The following is an 11,106-nucleotide window of genomic DNA, read 5'->3' on the forward strand; positions in this document are numbered from 1 at the left end:
CTCTTCCTACAACGCAAGTGGCAAACGCGGACGAGACGAATCCACTGGGCTTCGCCTCTTCTCGTCAGAGATCTCCGCTCAGGCGACGGAGTGGGCCAGCACTGAGGTGTAGACACCCGCGGTCACACCGTCCTGCGGCACGGCCACTGCGACGCTCGCCGGCCAGGTGGCGGTGTTGTTGCCCGTGACGCCCGCCGCCGTCATGACCGGCTTGGCGGTATCGATGACCGCCGGGCCGCCAGGGGTGAAGGTGGCGATACCGGTGCGAAGGGTCGGCGCGGACGCCGTGTATGTGACACCGGAAGCAGGAATGACCGAACTTCCGAGAGTTTGGGTGAAATCGGTGATTGCGGCGGTCGCCGTCCAACCTGCCGTACCGCCGCGAAGATCGGTGACGGAAGGGGGCACGGTCGTCACCAGTGTGACCGTCTCGCCCGGAGCCACGGTGCCGCCGACGTACGGTCCGGGTGCCAGGATGCTGAGCGGACCGCTCAAAACCGAGAAGGTTGCCGGACCCGACGCGGTAGGGTCCGCATTCGCGGTGACGCCCGGCATCATCAGGCCCAGGGTTGCCACGGCGCTTGTAACACCCAAAGGTGGTCTTGCGCATCAGTTCTCCTAGTTGATCTTGCTATGTACCGATCACTGTAGAGAGGCGAATGTCTTTCGTACACGAATTGAATGATTCGGTTGCGAGATAATTGCCACACCCGAAATATGATTGAAGCTTGTAACAAAATCTCGCTGAGTGCGATGCGGAAACAACGATCAATTCGCTCGCCGCGACTGGGGCAGGATCGGTTTCTGTCCGAGCAGCAACCACGGCGGTCACCTGCCGCACCCTGGTCGCCGTTCACGGCCAGGTATGGATTAAGTGTTGCGCTAGACGGGCGTCTGCGGCGGATCCCTGACCACGCAGGCCCAATGCCGCATCCATATGCGGATGCCCGAGTACCTCGGTGCCCGACTGGCCAACTACAAGGTCGGGCGTTCCCCCCGAGATGTGGACACCAATTCCTATGCAGCGGTGGCCAGCGTAGCCGATCGCTGCTCGAACTCGATCGGACAGATCTGACCGAGGGTGGAATGCCTCCTTCGCGTGTTGTAGCGGGTGATCCAGCGGAAGATGGCGGCGCGGGCCTCACCCGCACTGTTCCAGCGCTTCCGCCCCTGCAGCGTCTCCCGTTTCAACGTCGCGTTCAGCGACTCGGCGGCCGCGTTGTCCGCCGACGTTCCGACCGCACCCCGCGACCGGGTCACCCCCAGCTCGCGGCAGAGGTCGGCGAACTCGGCCGATGCATACTGGGCTCCGTTGTCGGAGTGGAAAATTGACCCCTCGAGCCCTGCGGCGCCGCGACAGGCCGCCGCCGCCCGCATCGCATCGGTGACCAACTCGGTACGCATGTGGTCGGCGATCGACCACCCCGCCAACCGTCGCGAGCCCAGGTCCAACACCGTCGCCAGATACAGAAATTCACCGTCACCGACTGGGAGGTAGGTGATGTCGCCGACGTATCGAGTGTTCGGTGCGCTCGCGGTGAAGTCCCGCCGGATCAGGTCCGGCACCGCGGCCGCGTCCGGATCGGGGACGGTGGTGCGCACCGGTTTGCGCAGGTGCACCCCGACGATCCCGTGCTCACGCATCACCCGCTCGACCCGCTTGTGATTGACCTCGATCCCGGCCTCGCGCAGTTCGGCCGTGATGCGCGGGGCACCGTAGGTGCCATCGAAGTCGGCATGGATAGCGCGGATCCGCTCGGCCAGCTCCTCGTCGGCGCGGGCACGGGCGGCCCGGGCCGGTCCGGAGGTCCGCCACCGGTAGAAGCCCGAGCGGGAGACTTCGAGGATCTGGCACAGCCACTTCACCGGAACGGTGTCGCAGTGGTCGTCAACGAACTGGAAGCGGCTCACCAATTCGTCTCGCCCGCGAAATACTTCGCGGCCTTGCGCAGGATCTCCCGCTCGGTTTCGAGCTTCCGGATTTGGGCCTTGAGCTGCTTGTTTTCTTCCTCCAACACGGACTCGGACGATACCTCGCCGGCCCGGGATGCCGGCCGCGCAGCCCCGTCGGCCCGGAGCTCGGCCGTGGAGGTACCGGTGCGTTTGCGTTCGGCCCGCACCCAGTTGCGCAGGGTCTCGCGGCTGACTCCCAGGTCGTTGCCGATGCCCTCAAAGGTGTGGCTCGGGTCGGACAGGTACAGCGCGACGGCATCGGCCTTGAACTCCGCCGAGTACGCCTTCATCGCCATCAGTGACATCTCTTCCTCTGGGACCTTCACGACCCAGTGTTCACGATGTCCTCACTCAGGGGGGAACCCCCGTCCCCCGACTCATCGTCCTCGACCCCGAGCTTCCTCGGGACGAATCAGGAAAGCTGTTCAAACGCAAGATCAAGGCCCAGTACTGGCACCAGACGTCGCGCGTTTAGGACCATCGACCCTCTCGAACAATCGGACTCGCCGTCCAAGAACGACGGCCGGACGATCCCGGCGCACTTCCGCCGGGATCAGGCACCGTGTCCTGCCAGCCGCGGCGTGCGGCGACGAACCCGGAGACCGCCCCGAGGACCGCGCTGAAGATCCCGCCGGCCGCAAGAAAGGGTATGGGGTCCACGGCGTCCATGTGCCCGGTGGCCCCTTCGGCGCCGAGCGGTTTGTGGCTGCCGACGTAAAATGCACCGGGTACGACAGCCACCAGGCGAACAGGCTGGTACATACCAGGCCCGCGCCGAGTCCGAAGGCCGTTCCGATCAGTATCAGTGTTCGCACAAGATCAACTTCGCGATCATCGGCTGTGCTGTTACCAAGTGTCCGCCGGGAGCTGGCTCGTCACGGACACTTCGGCCTCCACCTGCGCGAAATCCGTGGCCGAGGCGCTCCGGCGCCGCTCTGGAGAGCAAGAAGTATGCTCACCTGCTCTTTTAATCGAGACGTTGTGTAAATGTTTGTTTACAGCAGTCACCCGCACAAATCATGAATGACACGGAGCCGGTCCAGACAGCACCGAACCCCGACCCTCGCCAAGGCTTGACCCGCAGCTTCCCGACGAGCGGTCAGCGGCTACTCAGCCGCGAGAGCCGCCGCTCAGTTCTTCGCCGCTCGCCGGGTCGCCCCGGCGAGGTTGCCGGTCGCGCTGCGGGGAGTCACGCGTTCTCCGGTGAGGGCCTCCACAACTCCGGCCAGATCGTCCGAGGACAGGTGATCGTTCGGCACGACCGCGCCACTCTCACGCGATGTTTCCTCGCCGGGCTTCTTCATCGGATGCCGCCTCCCCCTCTGTTCTTTTGACAGGACAAAGCATATCGCGGCTTTGTTACCCATGCGTATATCTCGTCTTACGACGTTGTGCTTGCGGCGGCCCTCGCGGGGGTGCTCCATCGGGGTCGTGCGCAGACCCCGCTGGCCCGCGACCGCCCCACCGGCATGTGGCGGTGTCCAGGTGCACGGCCGCCGGCTCTTGGCCGCGGACATTCAGTTGACCCTGGAGCTGTTGCGGGTCGTGGCGTATCCGTCCGGTCTCGCGCACCTGACCCTGACCGCCACCGGCTGCCCGGCCGAACGGGCCCGGCATGAAACCCGGCCGCTCACCGATCCGGCGGAGCCGTCGGCGCACTGGTCGTATCTGGATGTGTGGGCTGGGACGGACGACCTCGCGGTCGCGGACACCCGTGCTTCCACCGCCCCGATCGGAAGGACTGGGCCGCGGGGACATGCCGTTACCGGACCCAGCCGATGTACTGGCTGACGGTCTCGCCACCGGTAAGGAGGGTGGCACTGACCGCCGAATGGCCGCAGATCGGTCTCCCCGCAAGCGTGACCACCGTGGCATTGTTCCCGGCCGAACACACCTCAACACCCCGCCGCGGGTGACGTCCGGATGATGCTTCGGCTCAGTTCCGTTCGACGTCCCGAAGTTCGGGATAGCGGGCGGTGAGCCGGGCGACCAGGTGGTGCGCCTCGGAAAGTTGCTCCTGCAGGGTGTCCTCCTCCGGCCGTACCCGCGCACCCAGCCGGTCCCAGGATCCGGCACGGTGGGCGTCGGCTTCGGTCTCTTCGATGCGGGCGGTGAGGATGTCGATCTCGGTGTTGAGCAGGTGCAGGAAGACCTGTGCCTGGGCGATATCGGGGTCGTGCTCGATCGGTGCCATCCGGTGACCTCCAGCTGGGCGCGACAGGATCGGTGCCGCGGGACTCGAACGAGACTGCGGCGCTGCGGTCCAGCGACACATCGTGCAGCCCGCCGGTCGACACGTCAACCCGCCGATCAGGCGATCGGCGGCGAAGACGAGCGTGGTCACCGGGTGGACCCGTGAAAAATGCACTCCACGTGGAGCGCGTGCGGGAGGACAATTCTGGTCATGGACGTCACCGAGAGACAGCATCTCGACGCGGTGCGCGCACAGCTGGTCAGGCGGTATGAGTTCCTCGATCCGCACCTGGTCGGCGAGATGGTTGACACCGCTCATCACCGGTTCGACGGATGCCGGATCCGGGACTTCGTCCCCCTGCTGGTCGAACGAGCCGCGATCAGATCACTGGACGCGGCCCTGGCGGCTGGGGCGACAACCTCCGCCACCTTGCCCGCGGCGGCCCGGGTCGAGCACCACATGCTCTAGGTACCTCCGGCCGACGATGACGAGGGGTCGGCCGGCCTCACCCGTCGTCGAACCCGCGGCGGTTTCCGGCGCCGAGCCGATCACCTGCGGCCTTCCCCTACTTCGGCTCGACCGCCTTGCCTATTTCGCCCTCGGGGGCGCCAGGTGACGGATTGACCGTGAGGTCCTCTGTGTCGGCGAAGACCAACCGCCCGTCATCGAGGGCCACCGCCCACCGAGGCACCGGCGCCCACTCGTGCCCCCGATCCTGCGCCGGGACCAGGTCGGCGCAGTCCTCGACGGCCGCACCGGTCGCCGCCGTCTCCGACGGCCTGCGGACCAGGACTCGGGCACCGACGCGCAACGCGTCACCGAGTTCCGGTGTCTTCTCGCTCATCTCGGCCATGTGTCCCCACCCTTCTCCTCAGCTGCCACCCAGCGACGAGCGGCCGCCTCCGGTCCGTTCCCGATAGGTGAAGACCGTCCCGAGATCGTGCGTCGTCGACGCCGGCGGCACGGTGGGCGAAGTCTGCCTGCGGGCCTGCGCCCGATCCTTGCCCACCTCGCTGACAATGAACGCGACCGGGACTGCGACCACGATCGATGCCAGAGCGATACCCGCGTCGACAGCCAGCCCAAGGACTCCGACACCACTGGCAAGGTGTTCTCGGAACTTCATCTGCGACCGCCTTCCCTGCGGGTGTGCGTACGCCGGAGGTTCCGGTTACTTGGTCAGAACATTACTGAGGTCAGTTCTGTACCCACTCCCACCGCTGCCAAAGCGTTGGGTGCTTACGCCTGCGCTTGCCCCCAGCCCCTGAAACGGACACCACCAGTACATGCACTGCCACGACTGTCCCATCGGCGTAGTCGGCAAACGAAGGATTGGCTCCGGCGTGCGCAGTCACGTGGGTCTGGTCACGGCCCGGTCCGTGCAGCTCTCCCGCTACCGATGCGCTAGAAATGGGCGTGGATTCAGAACAGGTGTTCGGCGGCGAGCCGCAGCGGGTGGGCAGCTTCCGGTTCTTGCTGGACGGGCAGCGGTGGGAGTGGTCCGACGCCGTCGCCCAGATGCACGGCTACCAACCCGGCGAGGTCACCCCGACCACCGACCTGCTGCTGTCCCACAAGCACCCGGAGGACCACCCGCGTGTCGCCCGGGTGCTGGACCGGATGGTCACCGACGCCGAACCGTTCAGCAGCAAGCACCGCATCATCGACACCACCGGCAAGGTTCGCCACGTCGTGGTCGTCGGCGACCATCTGCACGACGACACCGGCCAGGTGATCGGCACGACCGGGTTCTACATCGACATCACCGACACCCACCAGAACGACGTGAAGGACTCCGTCGACGAGGCGGTCGCCGAACTCGCACAGTCACGGGCGGTGATCGAGCAAGCCAAAGGTGCGCTGATGCTGGTCTACGGCATCACCGCCGACCGGGCGTTCGACGTCCTGACCTGGCGCTCCCAGGAAACCAACACCCGGCTCCGCACTATCGCCGAACAGATCGTCGCCGGGTTCCGCGAGTTCGACCCCGACACCGGGCTGCGTGCGCGGTTCGATCATCTGCTGCTGACCGCCCACCAACGAGTCGGCACCTGGCGGAGGTGACGGAATCCCCAGCGACGAGTCCACCTGACACGGAAGGTATCCCGGGGACGGTTCCGCTCACGTGCGTAGTTGCAGCGGCAAGGTGACGATGAACGAGAACAGACCCATCCCTCAGCCCTGGCCCTCCGGCTTCGGGGTGACTACGAAGTCGTACGCCGCCTGCGGTCCGAGCAGCTTCATCTCCACCCGCTCGTTCCAGGCCTGGGCCAGCTCGCTGAGCACCTGTTCGAGCTCGCCCTGACGCTCGACGTCGGCGAGGATCGCCACCTGCGCGGCCTCCTCCTCATGCGTGGGTTCGCGCACGTTCACGGAAGCGGCGAGGTCGTCGAGCGCCTCGACGACCCTGCGGGTGTCCTGTTCGCGCTTGGCGGCGATCGCGTTGCTCACCAGTTCTCCCAAGGCCATTCGCGCCTGCCGTCCCGCGTCCTCCGACTTGTCGCGGATCTCCTCGCGCAGCGCCGCCGCCTGATCGTCCTCGTCGAGGATCTCCTGCAGGATCGCCTTCTCCACGTACCGGCCCTTCACGATGTACTGGGCCCTGCCCTCCAATTTCTCGAGAGCAGTACTGAACTCGTCCACGTGCGCCGAGAGCAGTTCCTCCTGCACGGCGTCGGCGTCGGTGAGCACCGCGCCGAACCGCAGGGGCAGCACCGGCGCCACCCCGGCCACCGCGTCCAGCAGGTCCGCATGCGCTCGCAGGTCCCCGGGTGCGCCGAGCGCCCGGTCCACCGACAGTCCGCTCACCAGGGCGGCAATGTCACCATGAGTGACCACCTCCACGGTGCCGTCCGCGACCCCGGTCGCATCCTCGGCGACCTCGACGTCGGCCGGGACGATGCCGTAGACATACACACCGGTCGTCGGCTTCGTCTGCTCCGACGTGGCCATCACCGGTCACCTCGAGTCGATTTGCGCGACACTCGTTCTCGCTCAGGTTCTTCCTCTTCCTCCCCACCCCCGAGGAGGCCGCCGAGCTTGTCGCCCGCCGATTCGAGCGCGCCCTTCGTCTTCGACTTGGCACCGCCCTCGGTAGCGCCCGAGACGATCTCGGACAGCCCCTTCGGTTCGCTGCCGATCTCGAGCCGGTTCACCGCCTCCGCGAACCGCAGGTAGGTGTCCACGCTCGCGACGACAACCCGGGCGTCGATGGTCAGCAATTCAATGCCGACCAGAGAGACCCGCACGTACGCGTCGATCACGAGGCCCTTGTCGAGGATGGTGTCGATGACGTCGGCGAGACTGCTCGAGCTGGGTCCACCTGCCGTGGTCATGCGCGTGCTCCTGTCCTACGCCTCGGCGTTGCCTTCTTCGCGGGGGTCCTCTTCGCCGGGGCCTTCTTGGCTGCGACCTTCTTCGCTGGGGCCTTCTTCGCTGCGGTCTTCTTCGCTGGGGCCTTCTTCGCTGCGGCCTTCTTCGCTGCGACCTTCTTCGCTGGGGCCTTCTTCGCGGGGGCCTTCTTCGCTGCGGCCTTCTTCGCTGCGGCCTTCTTCGCGGGGGCCTTCTTCGCGGGGGCCTTCTTCGCTGCGGCCTTCTTCGCTGCGGCCTTCTTCGCTGCGGCCTTCTTCGCTGCGGCCTTCTTCGCTGCGGCCTTCTTCGCGGGGGCCTTCTTCGCTGGGGCCTTCTTCGCGGGGGTCCTCTTCGCGGGGGTCCTCTTCGCTGCGGCCGTCCGGGGACGACGCCGCCGTGGCTCTGGCTCCTCCTCCTCCTCCTCGGACTCCTCCTCCCCCGGCTCCTCCTCCTCGTACTCGCCGGTCTCCTCCTCGGGCTCCTCCTCCTCGTACTCGCCGGTCTCCTCCTCCGGCTCCTCCTCCCCCGGCTCCTCCTCCTCGTACTCGCCGGCCTCGTCCTCCGGGTTCTCCTCCTCGGGCTCCTCCTCCGGCTCCTCCTCCCCCGGCTCCTCCTCCTCGTACTCGCCGGCCTCGTCCTCCGGGTTCTCCTCCTCGGGCTCCTCCTCCGGCTCCTCCTCCCCCGGCTCCTCCTCCTCGTACTCGCCGGCCTCGTCTTCCGGCTCCTCCTCCTCGGGCTCCTCCTCCGGCTCCTCCTCCTCGTACTCGCCGGTCTCCTCCTCCGGCTCCTCCTCCTCGGGCTCCTCCTCCTCGTACTCGCCGGCCTCGTCTTCCGGCTCCTCCTCCTCGGGCTCCTCCTCCGATTCCTCGTCCTCGTACTCGCCGGTCTCCTCCTCGGGCTCCTCCTCCTCGTACTCGCCGGTCTCCTCCTCCGGCTCCTCCTCCTCGGGCTCCTCCTCCGGCTCCTCCTCCTCGTACTCGCCGGCCTCGTCCTCCGGCTCCTCCTCCTCGTACTCGCCGGCCTCGTCCTCCGGCTCCTCCTCCGATTCCTCCTCCGGTTCTTCGTCTTCGGCCGTCTCCTCGTCGGACCGGTCCTGCTCACCGGTGGCGGCGGCTGTCTCGTCGTCGGTCGGTTCCTCGTTGTTGTCCTCGGACTCTTCGGGTTCGACAACCTTGCCGTCCCGAATTTCTCCGCGCCAACCCTCTATCTCGTCGGGATGGAGAACGGACTGGGTCATGACGTGACGTCCGAAGTGCTTCAACTCCAAGCGCGCTCGCCGACCCTGTGCACGCCACAGGTTTCCCGTCTTCTCGAACAACCCCTTCGGGTGATACTCGAGAATCAGAACGATGCGGGTGAGATCCGGGGTCACCTCATGGAACGTCACCGCACCGTCGATGAAACCCTTGGCGCCCTTCGAGCGCCACACGATCCGCTCATCGGGAACCTGCTCGAGGATCGACGCTTCCCAGGTGCGATGCGAAAGGAAGATCTGTGCCTTCCACTCGAGCTTCTCGTCCGCTTCCTGCTCCACCCGTTCGACCTTCTTCATGAACGACGGGAAGTCGGCGAACTGGGTCCATTGGTTGTACGCCAGTTGAACCGGCACACCGACATCGATCGTTTCGACGATGTTGGTCAACTTGAGCTTCTTGCCCTTGCCGCCACCGCCGCCGCCGGTGACCGCGTCCTTCAGATTCGACGCAGTGTCCTTCACCTTGTCGGTCAGCCCCGAGAACAGTGACTTGCCGTCGCCCTTCTCGTTCCCGTCACCGTCACCGTTGCCGTTGCCGTTTCCGGTGCCGGTGACCGCGGACAGCAGGCTTCCACCACCGCCCTCGGCGTAGTCGGTCAGCCGACCGGCGGCGCCCTGCACCTTGTCCGAGACGGTGGACATCGCCTTGTCGGTCACAGTGCCGATCAGGCCCTGCGCCGCCTTCTGCAGCGGTGACACCGATGCGGCCTCACCGGACACACCGGAGACGTTCTTGCGCAGCTTCTTCGCTGCACTGTCGAGGTTCGAGGTCATCGTCGTCATCTCCGGGTGCGTCGAACGGGTGCGGAATCGGTCGTTGCCTTCGCGCGGGTCTTGCGGGCCCGGGTGGGGGCCTCGTCCTCGTCGTCGTTCTTCGTCGACGACCGGGACCGGGTGGGACGGGAACCACCACTGCTCGAGGAGCGGCGGCGCGCGGCGGGGCGCTTCCGGGCGCGAGGTGCCCGCTCGGAATCGTCTTCCTCGCTCTCGTCCTCGTCGGTGCCCGGCCCCTCCTCGACCTCCGCGTCGTCGTACTCGTCATCCGGTTCCTCGGCACGCCGCCGCTTCGACCTCCTCCCGTCCGCGGCCGTGCCGACACTGTCGACGAGGTGGAGGTCTCCCCCGCCCGACTGCAACCGGGAGCTGAGCGAGTCGATGCGACGACTGGCCGCGGTCACCGCGGCGGTCTTCGCCGCCCTCATCAACTCCTTGCGGACCGTCTCGCCGAGCTTGGCGACCTCGGGTGAATTCGCGAGCAACTTTCCCCCCTGTCCGAGAACACCCAGTGAGCCGGAAGGAAACCGACTGGATGCTCCGGCGCCCGCGAGCATCAACGCCAACTTCATCTTGTGCGAGCGGCCCAGCATGTACCCGGCACCCACGGCCAACGCCATCTGACCTTTGCCCGTCATCGCCCAACCCCTTGTTGTCGAGTAGGTGTGGTGCACCTCGGCGCCGGCGTCGGCGGAAAAGATGGGGGCCGTGGTCGGTGGGTGGTGCCTTCGTTCCCGCCGACTACCCCGGGCCGGTGACGCTCAATCTGCGCGAAGGCCTCGAGTTCCGTGAGGGCGGAGGCGAACTCGTCGTCGTACTCGGCGAGCGGTTCGTTCGCCACCGCGTCACGATCGAACCGGACCGCACCGAAAGACCGCGGGCTCTGCCGGCCCTCGGGATACCTGTCGGCCGGCGGGGCGCCCCGTCCGCGCGCGGACCGAGGTCGAGTGCTCGCCCACCCCGTCTCGGCCCGCGCGCGGCCCCGACCTTTCGTAACCTCGTGGATCACGCAAATACACACGAGAAACAAATGCGCCGATTATTTTGAAGTTACCCATTCCTAAATCGATTTCCCGGGAACATTATGGGCGGTCGTTAATTTGCCCAGAACATTATGGGCGGTTGTTAATTTCATAATGTGAGAAATTCGCTTATTTGCGAAACACTCCCCGACCCCGAGCGCGATAGGCATCGTAAGCGGAGATCGACGATCCCGTGGATTCATCACCAGGAAAGGCGGAAATTCTGATGGGTTCTGCAGGAAGCTGAGCGCCGCCTTCGGCGGCCGCATCGGACTGAACTGACCGACCGAGTAATCCAGGACAGCGGTGGCCCGGCACACCTGGGGGCGGCCGGGCCACCGCCCTGATCAGCACGATCACCTCAGCACGATCACCGCCATGCCCCCTGTCCCTACCGCCATCCTCGGGCGGGAAGTGAGCTCGGCCTGCGGGTGCCCGGTCGGCGGGCGACCCCGCAGTCGAGTCGAAATTGTCACCCCGAAATCGGACCGGTCGACCCCGGAATAGCCTTGCGCGAAGCGCGGTTCGAGAATGTGGGGCGCCTCGCAATATGTACA

13 protein-coding genes are annotated in these 11,106 nt (G+C 66.3%); 3 read left to right on the forward strand and 10 right to left on the reverse strand.

From position 1 onward, the window contains the following. Positions 1-78 precede the first annotated feature (78 nt). The 3 genes from RHA1_RS03260 to RHA1_RS50325 all read right to left on the reverse strand — a co-directional run bounded on the left by RHA1_RS03260 (position 79) and on the right by RHA1_RS50325 (position 3,257). Positions 79-576 (reverse strand): WxL domain-containing protein, encoded by a 498-nt coding sequence (locus RHA1_RS03260; protein WP_011593928.1) that lies wholly within the window; start codon positions 574-576, stop codon positions 79-81. 441 nt (positions 577-1,017) lie between these two features. Beyond that, positions 1,018-2,249 (reverse strand): IS3-like element ISRhosp5 family transposase gene (locus tag RHA1_RS03265; RefSeq protein ID WP_085996103.1). Its coding sequence is split into 2 segments (ribosomal slippage): positions 1,018-1,928 and positions 1,928-2,249, totalling 1,233 coding nucleotides; the frame shifts between segments, so codons are not numbered across the junction. 834 nt (positions 2,250-3,083) lie between these two features. Further along, entirely contained in the window at positions 3,084-3,257 is a 174-nt protein-coding gene (locus RHA1_RS50325) for a hypothetical protein (protein WP_016881707.1), read from the reverse strand. Positions 3,258-3,384: 127 nt separating this feature from the next. On the opposite strand from RHA1_RS50325, the gene RHA1_RS03275 reads away from it, so the two are divergent. After that, positions 3,385-3,744: a hypothetical protein gene (locus tag RHA1_RS03275; RefSeq protein ID WP_237726843.1), complete on the forward strand. Its 360-nt coding sequence runs from the start codon at positions 3,385-3,387 to the stop codon at positions 3,742-3,744. Between the two features lie 145 nt (positions 3,745-3,889). On the opposite strand, the gene RHA1_RS03280 is transcribed toward RHA1_RS03275, so the two are convergent. Then, positions 3,890-4,147 (reverse strand): hypothetical protein, encoded by a 258-nt coding sequence (locus RHA1_RS03280; RefSeq protein WP_011593932.1) that lies wholly within the window; start codon positions 4,145-4,147, stop codon positions 3,890-3,892. 210 nt (positions 4,148-4,357) lie between these two features. Here RHA1_RS03280 and RHA1_RS03285 point away from each other — a divergent pair, with 210 nt between their 5' ends. Further along, on the forward strand, positions 4,358-4,615 hold the full coding sequence (locus tag RHA1_RS03285) for a three-helix bundle dimerization domain-containing protein (RefSeq protein ID WP_009473303.1): 258 nt from the start codon (positions 4,358-4,360) through the stop codon (positions 4,613-4,615). A 97-nt stretch (positions 4,616-4,712) separates the two neighbouring features. Here the strand turns inward: RHA1_RS03285 and RHA1_RS03290 are convergent, their stop codons facing one another. Further along, positions 4,713-5,000 (reverse strand): hypothetical protein, encoded by a 288-nt coding sequence (locus RHA1_RS03290; protein WP_011593933.1) that lies wholly within the window; start codon positions 4,998-5,000, stop codon positions 4,713-4,715. Between the two features lie 18 nt (positions 5,001-5,018). Further along, the gene (locus tag RHA1_RS03295) at positions 5,019-5,273 is read right to left on the reverse strand and encodes a hypothetical protein (protein WP_011593934.1); all 255 of its coding nucleotides are present in this window, start codon (positions 5,271-5,273) and stop codon (positions 5,019-5,021) included. A gap of 284 nt (positions 5,274-5,557) precedes the next feature. Between RHA1_RS03295 and RHA1_RS03300 the strand changes: the two genes are divergently transcribed. Continuing rightward, complete coding sequence (locus RHA1_RS03300) at positions 5,558-6,211, forward strand: PAS and ANTAR domain-containing protein (RefSeq protein ID WP_011593935.1); 654 nt, start codon at positions 5,558-5,560, stop codon at positions 6,209-6,211. A gap of 111 nt (positions 6,212-6,322) precedes the next feature. Here the strand turns inward: RHA1_RS03300 and RHA1_RS03305 are convergent, their stop codons facing one another. Genes RHA1_RS03305 through RHA1_RS03320 form a run of 4 tightly spaced genes read right to left on the reverse strand, consistent with a single transcriptional unit; the run spans position 6,323 to position 10,165 of the window. Continuing rightward, entirely contained in the window at positions 6,323-7,099 is a 777-nt protein-coding gene (locus RHA1_RS03305; protein ID WP_011593936.1) for a GvpL/GvpF family gas vesicle protein, read from the reverse strand. Continuing rightward, positions 7,099-7,482 carry a gas vesicle protein GvpJ gene (gene gvpJ, locus RHA1_RS03310; protein ID WP_011593937.1) on the reverse strand — a complete coding sequence of 128 codons (384 nt, stop codon included), beginning with the start codon at positions 7,480-7,482 and terminating at the stop codon, positions 7,099-7,101. The genes RHA1_RS03305 and gvpJ overlap by 1 nt, the downstream gene beginning before the upstream one ends. After that, entirely contained in the window at positions 7,479-9,536 is a 2,058-nt protein-coding gene (locus tag RHA1_RS45655; RefSeq protein WP_193384921.1) for an SRPBCC family protein, read from the reverse strand. Before RHA1_RS45655 ends, gvpJ begins: the two co-directional genes overlap by 4 nt. Next, entirely contained in the window at positions 9,533-10,165 is a 633-nt protein-coding gene (locus tag RHA1_RS03320; protein WP_011593939.1) for a hypothetical protein, read from the reverse strand. Before RHA1_RS03320 ends, RHA1_RS45655 begins: the two co-directional genes overlap by 4 nt. Positions 10,166-11,106 lie beyond the last annotated feature (941 nt).

This window comes from Rhodococcus jostii RHA1, from assembly GCF_000014565.1.
Taxonomy (GTDB): domain Bacteria; phylum Actinomycetota; class Actinomycetes; order Mycobacteriales; family Mycobacteriaceae; genus Rhodococcus_F; species Rhodococcus_F jostii_A.